Origin of the sequence: Nesterenkonia lacusekhoensis (genome assembly GCF_017876395.1) — a bacterium.
GTDB lineage: Bacteria > Actinomycetota > Actinomycetes > Actinomycetales > Micrococcaceae > Nesterenkonia > Nesterenkonia lacusekhoensis.
Genome location: NZ_JAGINX010000001.1, coordinates 1670030 through 1690657 on the forward strand (window position 1 = coordinate 1670030; position 20628 = coordinate 1690657).

Annotated in this window: 18 protein-coding genes; 4 read left to right on the forward strand and 14 right to left on the reverse strand. The window is 67.3% G+C overall.

Annotated features, from left to right (window positions below):
• Nucleotides 1-14 precede the first annotated feature (14 nt).
• The gene (locus JOF45_RS07870; protein WP_210047787.1) at nucleotides 15-1412 is read right to left on the reverse strand and encodes an IS30 family transposase; all 1398 of its coding nucleotides are present in this window, start codon (nucleotides 1410-1412) and stop codon (nucleotides 15-17) included.
• 20 nt (nucleotides 1413-1432) lie between these two features.
• On the opposite strand from JOF45_RS07870, the gene JOF45_RS07875 reads away from it, so the two are divergent.
• Nucleotides 1433-2932 (forward strand): FAD-dependent oxidoreductase, encoded by a 1500-nt coding sequence (locus JOF45_RS07875; protein ID WP_210048917.1) that lies wholly within the window; start codon nucleotides 1433-1435, stop codon nucleotides 2930-2932.
• Nucleotides 2933-3060: 128 nt separating this feature from the next.
• Here the strand turns inward: JOF45_RS07875 and JOF45_RS07880 are convergent, their stop codons facing one another.
• The 12 genes from JOF45_RS07880 to JOF45_RS07935 form a co-directional block, all read right to left on the reverse strand.
• On the reverse strand, nucleotides 3061-5325 hold the full coding sequence (locus JOF45_RS07880) for a polyribonucleotide nucleotidyltransferase (protein ID WP_210048920.1): 2265 nt from the start codon (nucleotides 5323-5325) through the stop codon (nucleotides 3061-3063).
• A gap of 276 nt (nucleotides 5326-5601) precedes the next feature.
• Complete coding sequence (gene rpsO, locus JOF45_RS07885) at nucleotides 5602-5871, reverse strand: 30S ribosomal protein S15 (RefSeq protein ID WP_210048922.1); 270 nt, start codon at nucleotides 5869-5871, stop codon at nucleotides 5602-5604.
• 184 nt (nucleotides 5872-6055) lie between these two features.
• Nucleotides 6056-7027: a class I SAM-dependent methyltransferase gene (locus tag JOF45_RS07890; RefSeq protein WP_210048924.1), complete on the reverse strand. Its 972-nt coding sequence runs from the start codon at nucleotides 7025-7027 to the stop codon at nucleotides 6056-6058.
• Nucleotides 7028-7038: 11 nt separating this feature from the next.
• The gene (locus JOF45_RS07895; RefSeq protein ID WP_210048926.1) at nucleotides 7039-8043 is read right to left on the reverse strand and encodes a bifunctional riboflavin kinase/FAD synthetase; all 1005 of its coding nucleotides are present in this window, start codon (nucleotides 8041-8043) and stop codon (nucleotides 7039-7041) included.
• Nucleotides 8044-8047: 4 nt separating this feature from the next.
• Nucleotides 8048-8485 (reverse strand): hypothetical protein, encoded by a 438-nt coding sequence (locus JOF45_RS07900; protein ID WP_210048928.1) that lies wholly within the window; start codon nucleotides 8483-8485, stop codon nucleotides 8048-8050.
• On the reverse strand, nucleotides 8482-8847 hold the full coding sequence (locus tag JOF45_RS07905; RefSeq protein ID WP_210048930.1) for a hypothetical protein: 366 nt from the start codon (nucleotides 8845-8847) through the stop codon (nucleotides 8482-8484). The genes JOF45_RS07900 and JOF45_RS07905 overlap by 4 nt, the downstream gene beginning before the upstream one ends.
• Nucleotides 8848-8898: 51 nt before the next feature.
• Nucleotides 8899-9909 (reverse strand): tRNA pseudouridine(55) synthase TruB, encoded by a 1011-nt coding sequence (truB, locus tag JOF45_RS07910; protein ID WP_210048932.1) that lies wholly within the window; start codon nucleotides 9907-9909, stop codon nucleotides 8899-8901.
• A gap of 5 nt (nucleotides 9910-9914) precedes the next feature.
• Complete coding sequence (gene rbfA / locus JOF45_RS07915; protein WP_210048934.1) at nucleotides 9915-10343, reverse strand: 30S ribosome-binding factor RbfA; 429 nt, start codon at nucleotides 10341-10343, stop codon at nucleotides 9915-9917.
• Between the two features lie 99 nt (nucleotides 10344-10442).
• Nucleotides 10443-13343 carry a translation initiation factor IF-2 gene (infB, locus tag JOF45_RS07920; RefSeq protein WP_210048935.1) on the reverse strand — a complete coding sequence of 967 codons (2901 nt, stop codon included), beginning with the start codon at nucleotides 13341-13343 and terminating at the stop codon, nucleotides 10443-10445.
• Between the two features lie 200 nt (nucleotides 13344-13543).
• Nucleotides 13544-13816, reverse strand: coding sequence for a YlxR family protein (locus tag JOF45_RS07925; RefSeq protein WP_210048936.1), 273 nt, complete (start codon nucleotides 13814-13816; stop codon nucleotides 13544-13546).
• A gap of 28 nt (nucleotides 13817-13844) precedes the next feature.
• Nucleotides 13845-14837 (reverse strand): transcription termination factor NusA, encoded by a 993-nt coding sequence (gene nusA, locus JOF45_RS07930; RefSeq protein WP_210048937.1) that lies wholly within the window; start codon nucleotides 14835-14837, stop codon nucleotides 13845-13847.
• A 54-nt stretch (nucleotides 14838-14891) separates the two neighbouring features.
• Complete coding sequence (locus JOF45_RS07935; protein ID WP_210048939.1) at nucleotides 14892-15446, reverse strand: ribosome maturation factor RimP; 555 nt, start codon at nucleotides 15444-15446, stop codon at nucleotides 14892-14894.
• Between the two features lie 65 nt (nucleotides 15447-15511).
• Between JOF45_RS07935 and JOF45_RS07940 the strand changes: the two genes are divergently transcribed.
• From JOF45_RS07940 to JOF45_RS07950, 3 genes are all read left to right on the forward strand, one after another.
• Nucleotides 15512-17347 carry a proline--tRNA ligase gene (locus JOF45_RS07940; RefSeq protein WP_210048941.1) on the forward strand — a complete coding sequence of 612 codons (1836 nt, stop codon included), beginning with the start codon at nucleotides 15512-15514 and terminating at the stop codon, nucleotides 17345-17347.
• 23 nt (nucleotides 17348-17370) lie between these two features.
• Complete coding sequence (locus JOF45_RS07945; protein ID WP_378578455.1) at nucleotides 17371-18135, forward strand: TSUP family transporter; 765 nt, start codon at nucleotides 17371-17373, stop codon at nucleotides 18133-18135.
• Nucleotides 18136-18324: 189 nt separating this feature from the next.
• Complete coding sequence (locus tag JOF45_RS07950) at nucleotides 18325-19452, forward strand: hypothetical protein (RefSeq protein ID WP_210048943.1); 1128 nt, start codon at nucleotides 18325-18327, stop codon at nucleotides 19450-19452.
• 132 nt (nucleotides 19453-19584) lie between these two features.
• Here the strand turns inward: JOF45_RS07950 and JOF45_RS07955 are convergent, their stop codons facing one another.
• On the reverse strand, nucleotides 19585-20628 hold the full coding sequence (locus tag JOF45_RS07955) for a hypothetical protein (protein ID WP_210048944.1): 1044 nt from the start codon (nucleotides 20626-20628) through the stop codon (nucleotides 19585-19587).

Below are 20628 nucleotides of genomic sequence, written 5' to 3' on the forward strand. Positions count from 1 at the left end.
CATCGCCGCCGTATTCAACTGGTCGTCGCAACAGTGTGTTGTTGGACTGAGCGTAGTTGATCGGCGAACGCCTCGGCGGGAGTGCGCCACCCCAAGATCCCGCGTGGCCGGTTGTTCATGGCGGTGGCGATAGCTGCGATTTCGGTGGCGTTCCACCTGGAGAGGTCAGTGCCTTTCGGGAAGTATTGCCGAAGCAGACCATTGAGGTGCTCGTTGGAGCCACGCTGCCAGGGACTCTTCGCGTCAGCGAAGTACACCGGCAGCCCAGTCTCTTTCGTCAGCAGCGCATGTGCCGAGAGCTCTTTGCCGCGGTCCCAGGTCAAAGAACGGCGCAGCTGCTCAGGCAGATGGGTGATCGACTTCGCCAGAGCGTCTTTCATGGTCAACGCCCCATACCCCGCCAGTGCCGGGCCGTTCTTCGTTGGTCGAATTTGCCCGTACCCGGCCTGGCGGGGCAGGTGGACCAGTATCGCGTAGCGGGTGGTGCGCTCGATCAACGTGGCCACGGCCGAACGCTTCAGTCCGATGATCAGGTCACCTTCCCAGTGGCCGGCGATCTTGCGGTCCTCGACCTCCTTGGGGCGTTTCTGCAGCACGGTCTCGGCAGTGACATGAGCCCAGGCTTCCTGCCGTGTGCGGGCCCGGGGCATTCGCTTGGTGCGACCTCGGCGCAGGTGCCAGGACTGCTTCCGGGCAAGCCCGCCGCGGGATTCGACGTAGAGGGCCTGATAGATCGCCTCATGAGAGATCCTCATGGTCGGGTCATCGGGGAACTCCAGTGGCAGCCGCTTGGCAATCTGCTGCGGACTCCAGGCGGTGACCCATTCACGGTCCCCACGGTGGGGCTTGTTCTTTCCATCCCAGGCCGGGCCCTCGGGGCCGACAACTTCACCTTCGGCGGTGATGATCTCACCGCTGAGCTTGTCTTGGACGTACTGGCGCAGCCGGTCGTTGGTGACCATCTTCGCGGTCTTCGGACGGCGGGCGCGCCGCTCAGCATGCCACTGAGCAATCGAGGCCTTGTACTCCAGCTGATAGGTCCTGGTCGAGGCGTTACGCCGTAGCTCCCGTGAGATCGTCGATGGGCTACGCCCCAGCCGACGGGCGATCTCACGGACCCCGCTGTCTTGGGCTCGCCATAAAGCGATGTCCTCCCGTTCAGAGGAGGAGATATACCGTCCGGAAACAGTCGAGGCCAAGTGTGGATTCACGCCACCAGCATGTCGGAACCAACGGTGAGCTACAGGCTCGGAGACACCGGCGGCTTCACCGGCCTCTCGGGTCTTAGCTCCTGCAGCGATGGCCTGCCAGAACCGCACACGGTCCTCGCGCCAAGCCACCGTTGGGCGCCCAGGAGAGACGATCTGACCGCGATATTCCCTTGCCCTCTTCTGCCTTGGGCCAATGCCCATCGAACACCTCCATCAGGTAGGTGTTGCGACGACCACTTGAATACGGCGCCGGTGCCGGCATCACGGGACTCACCACCGCGGTGCTGCTGGCCCGCGCCGGCAAGAATGTCGCTGTCCTCGAGGCCCGCAGCATCGGCGCGGCGGCCACCGGCAACACCACCGCCAAGGTCTCGCTGCTGCAGGGCACAGTGCTCTCCGACATCCGCCGCCACCAGGGCGATGACACGCTGCAGGCCTATGTGGACGGCAACCGGGAGGCCCAGGCCTGGCTGCTGCACTACCTGGACCACCGCGGGGTGGACTGTCAGCGCCGCACCGCCTACACCTACGCCACCACCGCGGAGGGCCGCTCCGCGCTGGAGGAGGAGCTACAGGCCTGCCGAGCCGCCGGCGTCGAGGCTCAGTGGACGGAGGAGACGGAACTCCCCTTCCCCGTCACCGGGGCACTGATGCTGGAGGACCAGGCCCAGATCCACCCGATGGCGCTGCTGCAGGCCCTGGTGGATGAGCTCTACGAACGCGGCGGCGTGGTGCGGGAAGGCACCCGGGTCACCGGCGTCACCGGAACCGACCGCCGCGACATCCCGCTCACTGTGGAGACCACGGCAGGCAGGCTGCGCGCCGATCAGCTGGTCCTCGCCACCGGAGCGCCTATCCTGGACCGCGGCGGGTACTTCGCCAAGCTCACAGCCCACCGCTCCTATGCGCTGAGCTTCCGGCTCCCCGCCGAGTCCAGGGGACAGAGCCCGAAGGGCATGTATCTGAGCGCCGACTCTCCCAGCCGCACCACCCGCACCGTCCCGCTGCCCGAGGGCACCGACGCCGGCGAGGAGCTGCTGCTGGTCGGCGGCAGCGATCACGTCGTGGGCAGGGCCCAGTCTCACGGCTACTCCTCACATCAGGCGGCCGTCGACGAGCTGGAGGCCTGGACCCAGGAGCACTTCCCCGGTGCCCAGCGCACCCATGCCTGGGCGGCCCAGGACTACCGGGCGGGCACCGCCGTGCCGTTCATGGGGGCTCTGCCCCGCGGCGGCGGAGACATCTACGTGGCCACCGGGTTCAACAAATGGGGCATGACCAACGGGGTGGCCGCCGCCCTGGCGCTCTCCTCAGAGCTCCTGCACCAGGACCTGGGCAGCGGCGGCACCATGCCCTGGGCGCAGACCCTGATGGACACCTCGCTCACCGGCGCCACGCTGCTGACCGGGCTCAAGGACAACCTGGAGGTCGGGGCCCATCTGCTCGGCGACTGGGCCCAGGCGCAGCTGCACAGTCTGCCCCAGGATCCTCCTGCCGAGGGCGAGGGCGTGGTCGGCCGCAAGGACGGCAGGCCGGTGGCGGTCTCCACAGTGGATGGAGAGACCTGCGAGCTCTCTGCGGTGTGCCCGCATATGGGCGGGATCCTCACCTGGAACGACGCCGAACGGTCCTGGGACTGCCCGCTGCACGCCTCCCGCTTCAGCCACGACGGCGCCCTGCTGGAAGGCCCGGCGGTGGGCGATCTGAAGCCGCCGCGCTGAGGCACTGGCGCTGAACTGCCTCGACCGCCCTCACACCAGCCCAGACACAGAAGACCCCCGTCACCGTCGCACGGTGCGGGGGTCTTCTGTGTCTCTGAAGCTCAGCTCAGAACCGGATCACTGCTGGATCACTCAGCGTCCTCAGCGACCACGGTGTTCACGGAAGTCGACTCCTCGGAGCCCTCCTCCTCGTCCACCACAGGTGCCAGGGAGAGCTTGCCGCGGTCATCGATCTTGGTGATCTCGACCTGCAGCTTCTGGCCCACGCCGACCACGTCCTCGACGTCGTCCACGCGCTTGCCGTCGTTGAGCTTGCGCAGCTCGCTGATGTGCAGCAGGCCGTCCTTGCCCGGGGTCAGGGAGATGAACGCGCCGAAGCTGGTCAGCTTCACCACGGTGCCCAGGTACCGCTCGCCCACCTCGGGGACGGTCGGGTTGGCGATCGCGTTGATCGCCGAACGGGCAGCCTCGGCGGACTCGCCGTCGGTGGCGCCGATCAGCACGGTGCCGTCATCTTCGATGGAGATGTCAGCGCCGGTGTCCTCCTGGATCTGGTTGATCATCTTGCCCTTCGGGCCGATGACCTCACCGATCTTGTCCACCGGCACGGACACGGAGATGATGCGCGGTGCGGTCACTGCCATCTCGTCCGGACCGTCGATGGCTGCCGTCAGCACACTCAGGATGTGCAGGCGGGCCTCACGGGCCTGCTTCAGCGCTGCCGAGAGCACCGAGGCGGGGATGCCGTCCAGCTTGGTATCCAGCTGGATCGCGGTGACGAACTCCTCGGTGCCGGCGACCTTGAAGTCCATATCGCCGAAGGCATCCTCAGCACCCAGGATGTCGGTCAGGGCTGCGTAGCGGGTCTCGCCATCGACCTCGTCGGAGACCAGGCCCATGGCGATGCCGGCCACCGGTGCCTTCAGCGGCACACCTGCGTTGAGCAGGGACAGCGTGGAGGCGCAGACCGAGCCCATGGAGGTGGAGCCGTTGGAGCCCAGCGCCTCGGAGACCTGACGGATCGCGTAGGGGAACTCCTCGCGGGAGGGCAGCACCGGCACGATCGCACGCTCTGCCAGAGCACCGTGGCCGATCTCGCGGCGCTTGGGCGAGCCCACGCGGCCGGTCTCACCCACGGAGTAGGGCGGGAAGTTGTAGTTGTGCATGTACCGCTTGGTGGTCTCCGGCGACAGGCTGTCGATGGTCTGCTCCATCTTCAGCATGTTCAGCGTGGTGATGCCCAGGATCTGGGTCTCGCCGCGCTCGAAGATCGCCGAGCCGTGCACGCGCGGGATGACCTCGACCTCAGCGGTCAGCTGGCGGATGTCCGCCAGGCCGCGGCCGTCGATGCGAACCTGGTCGCGCAGGATGCGCTGGCGGATGACCTGCTTGGTCACCGATCCCAGAGCCTTGGAGATCTCGCCCTCGCGGCCCTCGAACTCCTTGCCCTCGCCGGCCAGCTGCTCGATGACCTCAGACTTGAGATCCTCATCGGCGTTCTGGCGCTCCTGCTTGTCAGCGATCTGGTAGATGCTGGAGAGCTTCTCCTCAGCGGCAGCCTTCACGGCCTCGAAGACGTCGTCCTGGTAGTCCTCGAAGGTCGGAACCTCCACCGGCTCCTTGCCGGCGCGCTGGACCAGATCGGCCTGAGCCTCGCACAGGACCTTGATGAACGGTTTGGCGGCCTCCAGGCCCTCCGCCACGATGTCCTCGGTGGGAGCGGTGCGGCCCTGAGTCTTGATCAGGTTCCAGGAGTTGTCGGTGGCCTCTGCCTCGACCATCATGACGGCGATGTCATCGCCGACCACGCGGCCTGCCACGACCATGTTGAACACGGCCTTCTGCAGCTCGGAGTGCTTGGGGAAGGCGACCCACTGGGCCTCGCCCTGACCGTCGTCGATCAGTGCCACACGCACACCGCCGATCGGGCCGGAGAACGGCAGACCGGAGAGCTGGGTGGACAGGGAGGCGCCGTTGATGGCGACCACGTCGTAGAGGTCATCAGGGTTGATCGCCATGATGGTCTCGACGACCTGGACCTCGTTGCGGATGCCCTTCTTGAAGGCAGGGCGCAGCGGACGGTCGATCAGACGAGCGGCCAGCGTGGCGTCGGTGGTGGGGCGGCCCTCACGGCGGAAGAAGCTGCCGGGGATGCGCCCTGCGGCGTACATACGCTCTTCGATGTCCACCGTCAGCGGGAAGAAGTCGAAGCCTTCGCGCGGGTGGCGGCCGACGGAGGTGGCCGAGAGCAGCGTGGTCTCCTCGTCCATGGTGACCACTGCGGAGCCGGCGGCCTGCTTGGCGAGGCGGCCGGTCTCAAAACGGATGGTGCGGGAGCCGAAACGACCGTTGTCGATCACGGCTTCTGCATAGTGAACCTCGGGACCCTGCATGGCAGGTGTCTCCTCTCTGTTGATGAGTGTTGCTGTGCAGCACATGGCTGCAGACACCACAACTGAGAGGGAAATGTGTATGACGGCCTTCGATCGAAGCCCACGGGCGCGGGAACACTCACGCCTCCCGTAAGCCACTACCGAGGACCGGGCATACAGTCTCTCAGCGGGTGCTGCCACTAGTCTCGCATACAAAACGGGTGGCCCCTAAGCAGGAGCCACCCGTTTCATGTTCGCTTGGTGATCAGCGTTTGACGCTGAAGCTCTTCGCTGGGATCAGCGGCGCAGACCCAGACGCTTGATCAGCGTACGGTAGCGCTCGATGTCCTTGCGCTCAAGGTAGTTGAGCAGACGACGACGGCGACCCACCAGCAGCATCAGACCACGACGGGTGTGGTGATCCTGCTTGTGCTCCTTCAGGTGCTCGGTGAGGTCGGAGATCCGACGCGTCAGCACAGCAACCTGGACCTCGGGCGAACCGGTGTCGCCGTCCTTGGTTGCGTACTCCTTGATGATCTCCTGCTTGACAGCGGGATCCAAAGCCATGGAAAAGCTCCTTATTCGTTGTGCCGCGACAAAGACCGAGCTTTGCCCTCAGCTGAGGGCCAGGGACCGGTGCCAGCCACCGCGGACTGCAGCATGGCGGATGTTGTCACACGACAACCCCACTACTGTACAGAGTTTCGCCCGGACACACCAGGCGCTCCCGGTGCCCAGGTGCCAGCGGGCCTCAGCTGGGCAGGGTGAAGCGAGCAGACGGGGTGGAACGAGCCGACGGGGTGGAACGGGCAGAATGCAGCACCGTGATCATCGGCAGCTCCACCTCGTCCTCCTCGGTCAGTCCTCGTTCGCGCATCAGGTAGTCCTCCAGGTTCCCCCGACGCCGCACTCGGTCCTTCTCCTCGGCCGAGAGCCAGGAGCTCAGCGTCGTGGCGTACCGGAAGATCTCCGCCACACTCAGTCGGCGGCTCCACCGGTGTTCCGTGGTCTGCACAGGGCCGAACAACTGCCCATCCAGCACGGGCTTCCATCCCGGACGGTAGACGTCCCCGGCCCGCATGATGCGCGTCAGCCGGTGGACCGTCTCGTCGCTGGTGTCCAGATAGTTCCAGATCAGCCCCAGGTGCCCGCCTGGCACCAGCAGACGCCGCACCTCCTGCTGGACGGCCTGGGCATCGAACCAGTGCCAGGCCTGGGCGGCGACGACGACGTCGGCACTCCCCCGCTCCAGCCCGGTCTCCTCCGCCGGAGCGCGGGTGATGCGCAGCCTGCTCTGCAGCGCTGTGTCTTCCTGCTGGTCCTGATGCTGCACCGACTGCGCCAGCACTTCGGTCATCGCCTGACTGGGCTCCACCGCATGGACCTGCGCCCCGCGAGCCACCAGCTGTCGGCTCAGGATGCCGGTGCCGGCACCGAGGTCCACGATCCGCGGCGCGGAAGACTGCGCCGCTGTGCTCCCCTGCTCAACACAACCCCGCGCAGCGCCCTCCCCCAGCGCGAGGATCTGCTGGACAGCAGCCTCGGGGTAGCGGGGGCGCAGCGCATCGTATTCCCAGGCCTCCTCCACCGACTGCTGGTCCGCGAAGGAGCTGCCGAGCTGCCGGCGTCGGGACTCACTGGTGATCAGCGGATCAGCATCACTGCGCCGCTTGGGACGGTTGCGGGCTTCGCCGCCGCTGCGCGGACTGTGGGACTCAGTCACCGCGGAACCCCTCAGGCGGCGGTGCTGTCCGAGGCCGCAGAGGGCTGGGACACGTATCCGGGGGCGGTCTGCGCCAGCACCTCGCGGGCATCGCAGACGTCCTGGGTCATCTGCTCCACCAGCTTCTCCACGCCCTCATAGGCGACCATGCCACGCAGCCGCTGGACGAACTCCACGCGGACCACCTGGCTGTAGAGGTCGAAGTCCTCGATCTTCTCCTCCGGGCGGTCGATCACATGGGACTCCACCACACGCTCGATGCCGTCGAAGGTGGGGTTGGAGCCCACTGAGATCGCCGCGGGCCAATACTTGCCGGGCTCATCCACGAACCAGCCGGCGTAGACCCCGTCGGCGGGGATCATACCCTCAGCATCGGAGCCGAGGTTGGCGGTGGGGAATCCGAGCTCGCGGCCGCGGGCGGCACCATGGACCACAGTGCCCAGCACCGAATGGGGCCGGCCGAGCACCTCGCAGGCGCTGGTGACATCGCCCTCGCGCAGGGCCTCACGCACCCAGGTGGAGGAGCAGCGGCGGTCGGTGGAGGCTGAATAGTCCTCCACCCCCACCACAGAGAAGCCGTAGCGCTGGCCCAACTCCACCATGGTCTCGAAGGTTCCGGAGTTTCCCTGACCGAAGCGCACATCGTGACCGACCACCACCACAGCGGCGCGCAGGGCGTCCACCAGATAGGTCCTCACGAACTCCTCTGCGGTCAGCGCCGCCAGGTCCAGGGTGTAGTGGAGCATGAGCAGCCCCTCGAGGCCGCTGGCCTGAAGCCGGCGCATCTTCTCCGTGACGCCGGTCAGCATCTCGGGACAGTCCTCCGGGCGGTGGACCTGCAGCGGATGCGGGTCGAAGGAGATCGCCACAGAGGCCGCGTCATGCTCGCAGGCGGCTGCGACCAGCTGGTTCAGAACATGCTGATGACCCAGGTGGACGCCGTCGAAGTTGCCGATGGTCACCGCCGTCGGACCGAGCGCGGCGGGGACCTCCTGCAGGCCATTCCAGATGTGCACGGATCTACTGTACAGTCCGGTGGCGCAGCAGCCAGAACAGTCCGACGAACGGCAGGATCAGCGGGATGTAGCCGTAGCCCTGACCGAAGTGGGACCACACGGTGGCCTCGTTGAACAGATCCGGATCCAGCACGGTCCAGAGCCCGACGCCGACCACTCCGGCCATCTCCACCAGCACAGCCACCAGGGCCACCAGCCAGGCGGTGTGCCCGCGGCGGGCCAGAGCCACAGTGGCCAGGATGTAGACCGCGGCGGCGAAGGCGCTCAGCAGATACGCCACCGGGGCGTCTTCGAAGTGCACCAGGATCTGGTAGAGCGCCCGGGCGAAGGACGAGACGGCGAAGATGCCGTAGGCGGTGATGATCAGCATGCCGAGCCCGCGGTTGCGCGGGGTGGGGACGGCAGTCTCCTGCTCGGCGTCGGGCTGTACGAACCTGCTCATAGGGCGCTCCCCCACCAGATCTCCTCCAACCGGTAGATCATCACGAAGACCACCAGTCCCACCAGGCTCATCACCAGGTTGGACCAGCGGGTCTTGTCCAGGACGGCCCAGATGAACACGCCGATCGGCAGGATCAGGGCGGTCAGCACATAGCCCCAGAACTCCCAGGCCTCGCCGGTGACCGAGGCCCCGCCGGACTGGCGGACGGCCGCGTAGCCGGCGTAGGCGAAGAGGAAGAGCTCGATGGCCGCCAGGCTGATGATCGAGGAATCAGCAGGGTGGCGGCGCAGGGCCGTCATGATCCAGCAGATGAGGGTGGAGGCCGCACAGACCACGGTTCCGATGATGAACATCGCCGTCATGGGGACTCCTCTGCGGACAGACCGGCGGCACCGCGATCACGGTGCCTGCGTTCACTGGGCGGCGAACACCAGCTCCGGCTTCGCCTGGAACATCTTAGCCCCTGCCGCATCCGGCGAGGCCGAGGCACCCTCCTTGGCGGGGACGTCCGTGAGCAAGGCCACGAGGGCGCCGTCGGGACCGAAGGCCGCAGTCAGACCTTCACGCCGTCCCTTGGCATCGGCGATCGGCTCCCTGCCGGGCAGGACCACCTCAGCATCGGCCGAGGCGGTGATCCGCCGACCATGCCCCAGGTTGAAGGCCTCTTGTTCGGTCAGCTTCCGGGCCGGGAACAGCTGAGCGGCAGCCTCAGCCAGGCCGATGTAGCCGAAGTCCTCCCCCAGCTGGTCCAGCGTCAGCGTCTGATCGATGCTGTAGGGCCCGACGGCGGTGCGCCTCAGCGCGGTCAGGTGCCCGCCGGTCTCCAGGATCTCGCCGAGATCCCGGGCCAGAGCGCGCACATAGGTGCCTGAGGAGACGCGGACCTCCACGTCGACGTCGACGGTCTTGCCCTCATCCAGACGCCGGATCTCCTGGACCTCGAACCGCTCCACCGTCACCGGGCGAGCCTCGAGGGCGACGTCTTCGCCGGCCCGTGCCCGGTCATAGGAGCGCCGGCCGTCGACCTTGATCGCAGAGACGGTGCTGGGCACCTGCATGATCTCTCCGGTCAGCCGGGCGACGGCCTCCTCCAGCCTCTCCGGAGTGACGGCATTGGCGAACCGGGTCTCCACGACCTCACCCTCGGCGTCGTCGGTGGTGGTGCTCTGACCCAGCCGCACGGTGGCGGTGTAGGTCTTATCCACCCCGACGATGTGGGTCAGCAGCCGGGTGGCCCGGTTGATGCCCACCACCAGCACACCGGTGGCCATCGGGTCCAGCGTGCCGGCGTGGCCGACCTTGCGGGTCCCGGCGAGCTTGCGGATCCTGCCGACGACGTCATGGGAGGTCCAGCCGGCAGGCTTGTCCACCAGGACAAGGCCTGAACCGACCTCGATCTCCTCAGGCCTCTGCTTCTTGCCCATGGAGACTACTGATCTCCCTGAGACCGGTAGGGGGAATCCTCAGCGACCGGCTCTGCGCCCTCGCGCAGCTTCCGGACCTTCTCATCCTGTTCGCGGGCCTTGCGGAGGATGTCCTCCAGCTGCTCGGCCTGCTCCGGGATCTCATCCGGGACGAACTCCAGGGTCGGGGTCAGCCGGATGTTCAGCTGGCGTCCCATCTCATAGCGCAGCGTGCCCTGGTTGGCGGTCAGGACCTCTTCGGCGCCGGCCTTGGCGTCCTCATCGGAGGCCATGACCGTGTAGTAGACGGTGGCGTGCTGGAGGTCATTGGTGACGCGGGAATCGGTCACCGTGATGAGCTCAGCGCGCTCGTCCTTGACCCGGCTGCGCAGAGCCTCCGCGATGATCACCTTGATGCGCTGGGCAAGCCGTGCCGCGCGTGCTGGATCAGCCATGATGCGCTCCTTCGTGTGTACGTACGGTGTCAGCCTAGAACACGAGCGCCGGACCCCGCTTCAGCAGCGGGGCCCGGCGTCGTGGAGGCAGTCATCTGGTCAGACGCGCGGAATCTCGCGCATCTCCCAGGTCTCGATGATGTCGCCCTCCTGGATGTCGTTGAAGGCACCCAGACCGATACCACACTCGAAGCCGTCGCGGACCTCGGTGGCGTCGTCCTTGTAGCGCTTCAGCGACTCGATGGCCAGCTTGTCGGAGACCACCTTGCCGTCGCGCACCAGGCGAGCCTTGGCGTTGCGGCGGATGATGCCCGAGCGGACGATCGAACCGGCGATGTTGCCGAACTTGGAGGAGCGGAAGACCTCGCGGATCTCCGCCGAGCCCAGCTCGACCTCCTCGTACTCCGGCTTGAGCATGCCCTTCAGCGCTGCCTCGATGTCGTCGATGGCCGCGTAGATGACCGAGTAGAAGCGCATGTCCACGCCCTCGCGGTCAGCCAGCTCGGTGACGCGCTCGGCCGGGCGGACGTTGAAGCCGACGATGACGGCGTCGTCCACAGTGGCCAGATTGACATCGTTCTGGGTGATGGCGCCCACGCCGCGGTGGATGACCCGCAGCTGGACCTCGTCGCCCACATCGATGCCCATGAGCGCATCCTCCAGGGCCTCCACAGCACCGGAGACGTCGCCCTTGATGATGAGGTTGAGGGTGTCGATCTTGCCCTCGGCCACCACCTGGTCGAAGTTCTCCAGGCTGACGCGCTTGCGGCGCTTGGCCAGCATCGCGTTGCGCTCGGCCGCCTCACGCTTCTCAGCGATCTGACGTGCGGTGCGGTCCTCCTCCGTGGAGAGGAAGGAGTCGCCGGCGCGCGGCACATTGGACAGACCCAGCACCTGGACCGGACGCGAGGGGCCGGCCTCCTCGACTGCCTCGCCGTTCTCGTCGAACATCGCGCGCACACGGCCGAAGGCAGTGCCGACCACCATGTTGTCGCCGACCTTCAGCGTTCCGGACTGCACCAGCACAGTGGCCACGGGACCGCGGCCCTTGTCCAGGTTGGCCTCGATGGCCACACCACGTGCTTCCTTGTCCGGGTTGGCCTGCAGCTCCAGAGCGGCGTCGGAGGTCAGCAGCACAGCCTCGAGCAGCTCGTCGATGTTGAGGTTCTGGCGTGCGGAAACGTCGACGAACATGACATCGCCGCCGTACTCCTCAGGCACCAGCTCGTACTCGGTGAGCTGACCGCGGATCTTGTCCGGGGAGGCCCCGTCCTTATCGATCTTGTTGACCGCGACGACCACCGGCACACCGGCGGCCTTGGCGTGGTTGAGCGCCTCCACCGTCTGGGGCATGACGCCGTCGTCGGCGGCGACCACCAGCACAGCGATGTCGGTGACCTTGGCACCACGGGCACGCATCGCGGTGAACGCCTCGTGACCCGGGGTGTCGATGAAGGTCAGCTTGCGCTGCTCGCCCTCGTGGGGCACCTCCACCTGGTAGGCACCGATGTGCTGGGTGATGCCGCCGTGCTCGCCCTCGGTGACCTTGGAGGAGCGGATGGCATCCAGCAGACGGGTCTTACCGTGGTCGACGTGACCCATCACGGTCACCACCGGAGCGCGCGGGACCCGGTCCTCATCGGACTCTGCGGCGGCCTCGTTCGCCAGGTTGATGTCGAAGGACTCGAGCAGCTCGCGGTCCTCGTCCTCCGGGGAGACGATCTGGACGTTGTAGCCCAGCTCCTCGCCGAGCAGCTTGAAGGTCTCCTCGTCCAGGGACTGGTTGGCCGTGGCCATCTCGCCCAGCTTCATCAGCACGGTGACCAGCGCTGCCGGCTCCGCTCCGATCTTCTCGGCGAAGTCGGCCAGAGAGGAGCCGCGGCGCAGACGCAGAACGGTGCTGCCGTCGCCCTTGGGGACGCGGACGCCGCCGATCTCGCGGGTCTGACGCTGTTCCATCTCTGCGCGCTTGGCGCGCTTCGACTTACGGCTCTTGGAGCGGGACGGACCGCCGCGCCCGAAGGCACCTGCGGCACCGCCGCGGCCACGTCCGCCGCGACCGCGCGGAGGACCGCCGGCCGGTGCGCCGCCACCGGGTCCACGGCCGCCGCCGGGACCGCCGGGAGCCTGGCCGGGAACCATGGAGGGCTTAGGTGCCCCCCCGGGACGCGGGCCCGGCTTGGGACCGCCCTGGCCGCCGCCGCCTGCCGGACGCTGACCTGCCGGTGCGCCGGGACGGGGACCGCCCTGGCCACCCTGACCGCCGCGCGGACGCGGACCACCCTGGCCGCCGCGCTCGTTGCGCATGCCCTGCTGGGAGGCGAAGGGGTTGTTGCCCGGACGCGGACCGGGGCGAGGGCCTGGACGCGGAGCCGGACGCTCCGAGCCCATGCCCTGCGAGGAGGCGTACGGGTTGTTGCCCGGACGGGGGCCGCCAGGCTTGGGTGCCGACGACTTCTTCTCACCGGAACCGGACTGACCGGAGCCGGACTCGGCAGCCTTGGGCTTCTGGCCGGGCTTGGGTGCGGCGCCGTCGGACTTCTGCGCGTCCTCTGCCTTGGCGGAGGACTGACCGGTCCCAGAACCGGCGCCGGGCTTCGGCGCAGGCTTGGGGCCGGGCTTGACACCAGGCTTGGGCGCTGAGGAGGCCGGGGCCTCCTCCGACTTCTCAGCCGCAGGAGCCGGTGCAGGAGTCTGTGCCGCAGGCGCCTCCTGGGCCTCATCAGCTGCAGGAGCCTTCGCGGGCTCCTGTGCGGCGGGTGTAGCCTCAGCAGCCGGGGCCTCCTCCTTCTTCTGGGGAGCAGGCTTGGGTGCGGGCTTCTTGTCACCGCCCTTCTTGGCGGCGTCGGGGTAGGCAGCGCGCAGCTTCTTGGCTACGGGCGGCTCCACCGTGGAGGACGGGGACTTGACGAACTCCCCCATGTCCTGAAGTTTTGCAAGTGCTTCTTTGGAAGTGATACCGAGCTCTTTGGCGAGCTCATGCACGCGGGCCTTGGCCACTTTTCTCCTTGTCTGGCCCGCACGGTGCCCCGCCGATCATCAGCGGGGCTGATATCAGCGGTTCACCGGAGACGAGCCGTGTAACTGCTTCTGATCCGTGACGGAGATACACAGGTGTGTCATCACTGGGCACTCATCCGTCGATGCTCATCGGGTATCCATCTCTCTGATCCCGCTTTCATCTCGAACCGTTCGGCACGTCACTCCCCGACGGGAGATCCGTGTCCGCTGACAGTGCTGAGCTCCTCGAAGCTGAGGTGCCCGACGTCGACCTGACCCCGGAACGCCCGGTTGAAGGCCCTCTTGGAGATCGCCGCATCGAAGCAGCTGCGCCGCGGGTGGAGCCACGCGCCGCGTCCGGGCTTCCGGCGTGCGGCGTCGAGAACCACCTGCGACCCCTCCAGGGCCAGTCTCACGACATCCTCCTGCTCACAGCGACGACGGCAGCCGACGCATGTGCGCACAGGAACCATGACAGTCTACTCCTTCTGACCGGGGCCGTCACTCCGAGACGACAGGCGCGCCGCCCGGGGCCGCATCGGAGAGGATGTCGATGCGCCAGCCGGTCAGCTTTGCGGCCAGACGGGCGTTCTGCCCCTCCTTACCGATCGCCAGGGAGAGCTGATAGTCCGGGACCACCACGCGCGCCGAGCGGGCGTTCTCGTCCAGGATCTCCACACTGGAGACCTTGGAGGGAGACAGCGCGTGGGCGATGAACTCGGCCGGATCGTCGCTGTGATCGATGATGTCGATCTTCTCGTCGTTGAGCTCCGTCATGACCGCACGCACGCGCGAGCCCATCGACCCGATGCAGGCTCCCTTGGCGTTGATGCCGGCCTGGTGTGCCTTGACCGCGATCTTGGTGCGGTGCCCGGCCTCGCGGGCGATGGAGGTGATCTCCACCGTGCCGTCGGCGATCTCCGGGACCTCGTGCTCGAAGAGCTTCTTCACCAGACCCGGGTGGGAGCGGGACAGGGTGATGGAGGGGCCCTTCATGCCGCGGTGGACATCGACCACATAGGCACGCAGCCGGGAGCCGTGGGCGTACACCTCGCCCGGGACGTGCTCCTGCGGAGGCAGCACAGCCTCCACGGCGCCCAGATCCACCTGAACCATGTTCGGGTTGCGCCCCTGCTGGATCAGACCTGAGATCAGCTCGCCCTCACGGCCGCGGAACTCGCCGAGGACCTGATCGTCCTCGGCGTCGCGGATGCGCTGCATGATGACCTGGCGGGCCGTGGAGGCGGCGATGCGGCCGAAGTCCTTGGGGGTGTCGTCGAACTCGCCGAGGACTGTGCCGTCCTCGTCGAACTCCTTGGCCCAGATGGTGACGTGGCCGCTGGACTGATCGATCTCAGCGCGGGCGTGCTTCAGAGCCCCGGGCGACTTGTGATAGGCGAGGACGAGTGCCTGTTCGATGGCCGGCATCAGCCTTTCGAGAGGAATGTCCCGTTCATTGACGAGCATTCGCAGGGCGCTCATATCGATATCCACTTGTGCCTCCGGTTCATACAGCAGCGTTGCGCACGATCAGCGAGCCGTCTGGGCTCAGTCGTCTTCCGTGTGAGAAAACTCTACCTGCACACGAGCCTCGGTGATGGCGGTCAGGTCCAGCTCCACCGGGTCCTTGTACTTGACCGGCATGCCCTTCTTCGGCGCAGGCTTCTGCTCAGAGACGGTGATGCTCTGCTCCGAGGCGCCCTCCAGACGGGCCACCATCTGGCGGCCGTCTGTGGTGGTGATCTCAAGGAGACGGCCCACATTGCGGCGGAAATGACGCGGGAGGCTCAGCGGACGGGTCGCCCCGGGGGTCGAGACCTCGAGGTCGTACTCGGGGACGTCCTTCAGCGTGGTCTCGGCCTCAGCATCGAGCAGCTCGGAGACCTCCTCGGAGAGCTCGGCCAGCGTGTCCAGGTCCACCTGCTCGGAGCCCTCCGCGTAGTCGACCACCACGCGCAGGGCGGTGCGGGATCCGGCGGGCTTGAGCTCCAGCTCCTCCAGGAAGAGTCCGCGGCGGGTCACCGTCGGTTCCACCAGCTCAGCCAGCTTCGCAGAACGGGCATCGGGGAAGCGGTCATCAGCGGGGCGGGGTGATGCAGACATGACACCCATTGTGCCCCGTTAGACTGTGTGGGCAGTAATCATCCGTGATGGAAACGAGACTCACCGTGCCGATTCGCCTGTCCCAGCTCTTCCTGCGCACCCTGCGCGACAACCCCGCCGACGCCGAGGTCGCCAGCCACCAGCTGCTGGTCCGCGCCGGCTACATCCGCCGCTCAGCCCCAGGCATCTATTCCTGGCTGCCGCTTGGCCTGAAGGTCCTGGGCAAGGTGGAGCAGATCGTGCGCGAAGAGATGGCGGCCATCGGCGCCCAGGAGGTGCACTTCCCCGCCCTGCTGCCCAAGGAGCCCTATGAGGCCACCGGGCGCTGGGAGGACTACGGGGACAACATCTTCCGTGTGGCCGACCGCAAGGTCCCCAAGGATGAGGCCGGCAAGCCCGAGGAGTTCAACTACCTGCTGGCCCCCACCCACGAGGAGGCCTTCACCCTGCTGGTCAAGGACCTCTACACCTCGTATAAGGACCTGCCGGTCAGCCTCTACCAGATCCAGACCAAGTACCGGGACGAGGCCCGTCCCCGTGCCGGGCTGCTGCGCGGCCGCGAGTTCATCATGAAGGACTCCTACTCCTTCTGCCTCTCCGAGGAGGACCAGCAGGCCACCTACGACGCCCACCGGGCGGCCTATGTCCGCATCTTCGAACGCCTGGGCCTGCCGGTGGTCCCGGTCAACGCCGTCTCCGGAGCGATGGGCGGCTCCGCCTCCGAGGAGTTCCTCTTCCCCTGCGCCATCGGTGAGGACACCTTCGTCGAATCCGAGGGCGGCTACCGCGCCAACGTGGAGGCGGTGACCACCCCGGCGCCCGAGCCCATCGATCACAGCGGCCTGCCGGCGGCCGAAGTCCACCCCACTCCGGGCACCGACACCATCGAGACTCTGGTGCAGGCGGCCAACGAGAACCACCCGCGGCAGGACCGCCCGTGGACCGCGGCGGACACGCTGAAGAACGTGGTGGTCGCCGTCGTGATGCCCGACGGTGAGCGCCGTGTGGCCGTCATCGGCGTCCCCGGCGACCGCGACGTGGACCTCAAGCGGGTGGAGGCCTCCATCGGTGAGCACCTGGGTGCCGCCGGCGAGGTGGCCGTGGAGGCCGCCGTCGAGGCTGACCTGAAGAAGAACCCCGGCCTGGTGCGCGGCTACATCGGCCCCGGGCTGTCCCTGGACACGCCGGTGCTGGGTGAGGAGGGAACCACCGGGCTGACCTATCTGGTGGACCCGCGCGTGGTCTCCGGCAGCAGCTGGATCACCGGCGCCAACGAGCACGACAAGCACGTCTTCGGCTTGGTGGCCGGACGCGACTTCGGCTGGGACGGCGTGATCGAGGCTGTGGCCGTGCGCGACGGCGCCCCCTCCCCCGACGGCTCCGGACCGCTGCGTACCCGCCGCGGCATCGAGCTGGGACACATCTTCCACCTGGGCACCAAATACGCTGAGGCCCTGGGCCTGAAGGTCCTGGACGAGAACGGCAAGCTCAGCACCGTGACCATGGGCTCCTACGGCCTGGGCGTGACCCGTGTGCTGGCAGCCATCGCCGAGGACAACAACGACGAGCGCGGCCTGATCTGGCCCGGCGCCGTGGCCCCGGCCGATGTCCACCTGGTGGCCACCGGCAAGGGCGAGGAGATCTACGAGGCGGCCGAGAAGCTGGCCGCCGACCTGGAGGCCCAGGGCCTGACCGTGATCTACGACGACCGCCCGAAGGTCTCCCCCGGGGTGAAGTTCGGCGACGCCGAGCTGGTGGGCGTGCCGACCATCGTGGTGGTCGGACGCGGTCTCAAGGACGGCACCGTGGAGGTCAAGGACCGCCGCTCGGGCGAGGCCCAGGAGGTCGCCCTGGAGGCCGCCGTCTCCACTGTGGCGGAGCGTGCGGCGAACCTGAAGTGATCGCCGGCGAGGAGATCACATGGGTGATCGTCCTGCTGCTGGTGCTCGCCGGCTTCGCCGCCGGATGGGTGGACGCCGTCGTCGGGGGCGGCGGGCTGCTGCAGCTGCCCGTGCTGCTGATGGTGCCCGGGATCAGTCCTGTCCAAGCGCTGGCCACCAATAAGCTCGGCAGCATCTTCGGCACCACCATCTCGGCGGTCACCTATGTCCGGCGGGTCAGACCTTCGATGGGCACCGCGCTCCCCATGGCCTTCGCCGCGCTCCTGGCCAGCTACGGCGGGGCGGTGGTCGCGGCCTCGCTGCCCGAGCAGGTGATTCTGCCGCTGATCCTGGCCGCGCTGCTCGGCGTCGGGATCTTCACCGCGCTCAAGCCCGACGTCGGGCAGCTGGAGAAGCTGCGGCATATGGGGCTCGGACATCTGGCCCGTGCGGTGGGGATCGGTGCGATCATCGGCTTCTACGACGGCGTGCTGGGGCCGGGGACCGGGACCTTCCTGATCATCGCTCTGGTGATGGTGCTGGGCTACAACTTCCTGAACTCCTCAGCCCAGGCGAAGGTGGTCAACATGGCCACCAATCTGGGTGCGCTGCTGTACTTCGCCCCGGCCGGTCACGTGATGGTGTGGCTGGGCCTGCTGCTGGGCGCGGCGAACATGGCCGGCGGATACGTGGGCGCCAGGATGGCGATCGCCAAGGGGTCCAAGTTCATCCGCGTGGTCTTCCTGGTGGTGGTCTTCGTGCTGATCCTCAAGCTGGGCTACGACGTGGCGACGGACCTCTTCGGCTGATCGGCCTCCCCTCCTTCACCCTCGTTCACCCTCGTTTTACCAAGGCATTTTCGGTTTACCCGCCCGTATACGTGAGGGTTATCTGAAAAGTGCTTGGTAAAACGAGGGTCATGGAGCGGGCAGCGGAAGTTATCCACAGGAGGATGCATTGCCTCAGCAGGATCCGCACAGATCAGCAAGGGTGGAGCTATGCCTTCACCACGCCCGAAAGCCACGCTCCTGGTCGCGCGCCCCGACGACGGCGGTTCGGCCAGTCCGTATGCGCTCAGCGCGCGCGTGGACGGCGGGGAGCTGCTGCGCATTCGCCCAGGGGTCTATCTGGAACCCCATGCCTGGATTCGCTCACCTCCCTGGGAACGGCCGCTCATCGCTGCCGCCGCTCAGGCTCTGTCGCGACCGGAGACGATCTTCTGCCGGGAGACCGCGCTCAGTCTGCACGGTGTGAGCCTGCTGCATCCGGAGGACTTCGTGCACATCAGAGTCTCTTCCAATGCCAGCACCGGACGCCGGGCACCACGGGCGATGACCGGCCGCGCCTCCGCACAGCGGCTGCAGCAGCAATGCCGCCTGCCCGACGGAACCACTCTCAACGCGCAACGCGCCCTGAGGAACGTCCCAACTCGCGCCTTTCAGTTTCCGCAGCGATATCGTGTCGCGCTGAAGAAGGGACTGGAGCCTTCTGCGTCGCGGGATTATCGGGCCGCGCTGGTCGACGTCGAGCTTCCCGAGCTGCAGGAGGTCAGCGTCCCTGGGCTGCGTCTGCGCACCGAACCTGTGGAGCTGGCTGCCATGGACACGGTGCACCGGCTCAACTTCCCCGCTGCGGTCAGTGTGCTGGACGGGCTGCGCGGGGGAAGGCACCGTGCGGGGACCGAGCTGGTCGAAGTCGGCCTGCTTGCCTGGGGCGAGACTCTTCCCTCGCGGCGGGCTCGGCTTCGCACCGAACGGGCCTGGGAGTTCTCCGACGGGCGATCGGCCAACCCGGGCGAGTCCTGGTCGCGCGTCCTCATTGATGATCTCGGCTTCGAACCTCCAGACCTGCAGGTCAAGCTGATCACGCCCGATGGCGCACTGTACTCAGATTTCGGGTGGGAGACGCCCGGCGTCGTCGGGGAGTTCGACGGCAACCAGAAGTACCTGCGGGCCGAGCAGTACGGGATGAGCCCACAGCAGACAGTGCTGAACGAGAAACGCCGGGAAGATGGCATCCGGCGGCTGGGCTACGACGTAGCCCGATGGAATTGGCAGACGCTGCAGAATCCGCGGCAGCTGGAGGCGATTCTTCGGGAGAAGGGTGTGCCACGCCGCAGACTCTGACCGGCCTCGACGACTTGCCCGGGCCTCACCCTCGTTTTACCAAGGCGTTTCCACTTTACCCACCCGTATACGTGGGGGTTATCCGAAAAGTGCTTGGTAAAACGAGGGTGCGCAGAGGGGCAAGCGAAGCGCTCAGAGGTCTTCGAGGACGGCGTGGGCCTCTCCCTCGAGCTGCTCAGCGGCGGCCTCAGACTCGTCCTCGTCCAGGTCTCCCCCGGTGGGCGCTGCCAGCAGGACCACCTGGGAGCCATGGCGCAGCAGGACTGCGACGCTCTGCTCCGTGGAACCGTCGGACTCCACCTCACGGTAGATGCCCAGGGCGTCCTCCGCCTCGGAGTCGACCTCCACGGCGTCCACTGAGGTGGAGCTCTCGGCGTCGGGCTCGTCGTCCTCACCGATACCCCCGCGCGTGACCGTATAGGAGCCGCAGTTCTCCATCCCGGTCTGCTCACCGTCGAAGAAGGCATCCGAGGCACGCGAATCCTGGAAGGAGTAGACCGTGGCCTGACGACCCGACGGCAGGTCCACCTCCACCGGCTCGTCCTCTTCCTCGTCTCCGGACGCGTCATCTCCGTCTTCTGCGGAGCCGCCGTCGCCAGAGTCCTCGCCCCCGGAGCCGTCGTCGCCGGAGTCGCCGTCACCGCCCTCATTCTCCAACGGACGGGTCAGCGAGGTCACGCTGAAGCCGCCGGACGGGGCCGCAGCATCGCCGTCACCGGAGCCTTCGCCGGACCCGCCGCCGGGTGTCGCCGCGTCGCCCCCTCCACTCTCGTCCGAGCTCTCGCCTCCGCTGGTGTCAGCATGGACGATCAGCGCACCCTCAGGCACGGGCGAGGCCGACTGCACCACATACTGCTTGCAGTCGGCGGGATCCACGGCCAGCTTCTGCAGCTCAGTCTCGATGTCGCGCAGGTTGGGGTAATAGTCGTCGCTGTCGGTGAGATCTGCCCCCTCGAGGTGGTCCTCGAGGACTCCCCGGATGTCTTCGTGGGAGAGCTGGTTTCCGCTGGGATCCGGGGCGGAGAGCTCGTCGAAGCTCTCGGCGTCGTAGTCCCCGACGTCGCCGGGCCCCTGCTGATCAGGCACGTCAGCCTCGCAGGCGGTCAGGGCGAGCAGCCCGGTCAGCGCCAGGACAGACGCGGTGCGAGCACGGCGGGGAGAAGAGTTCTGCGGCAT

Coding starts and splice junctions, on each gene's coding strand:
- JOF45_RS07935 (WP_210048939.1), bottom strand. CDS start 15,446: ATGTCTGCATCACCCCGCCCCGCTGATGACCGCTTCCCCGATGCCCGT.
- truB (WP_210048932.1), bottom strand. CDS start 9,909: ATGGGCAAGAAGCAGAGGCCTGAGGAGATCGAGGTCGGTTCAGGCCTT.
- JOF45_RS07870 (WP_210047787.1), bottom strand. CDS start 1,412: ATGGGCATTGGCCCAAGGCAGAAGAGGGCAAGGGAATATCGCGGTCAG.
- JOF45_RS07880 (WP_210048920.1), bottom strand. CDS start 5,325: ATGCAGGGTCCCGAGGTTCACTATGCAGAAGCCGTGATCGACAACGGT.
- JOF45_RS07925 (WP_210048936.1), bottom strand. CDS start 13,816: ATGGTTCCTGTGCGCACATGCGTCGGCTGCCGTCGTCGCTGTGAGCAG.
- rbfA (WP_210048934.1), bottom strand. CDS start 10,343: ATGGCTGATCCAGCACGCGCGGCACGGCTTGCCCAGCGCATCAAGGTG.
- JOF45_RS07950 (WP_210048943.1), top strand. CDS start 18,325: ATGCCTTCACCACGCCCGAAAGCCACGCTCCTGGTCGCGCGCCCCGAC.
- JOF45_RS07900 (WP_210048928.1), bottom strand. CDS start 8,485: ATGAGCAGGTTCGTACAGCCCGACGCCGAGCAGGAGACTGCCGTCCCC.
- rpsO (WP_210048922.1), bottom strand. CDS start 5,871: ATGGCTTTGGATCCCGCTGTCAAGCAGGAGATCATCAAGGAGTACGCA.
- JOF45_RS07955 (WP_210048944.1), bottom strand. CDS start 20,628: ATGCCGCAGAACTCTTCTCCCCGCCGTGCTCGCACCGCGTCTGTCCTG.
- JOF45_RS07905 (WP_210048930.1), bottom strand. CDS start 8,847: ATGACGGCGATGTTCATCATCGGAACCGTGGTCTGTGCGGCCTCCACC.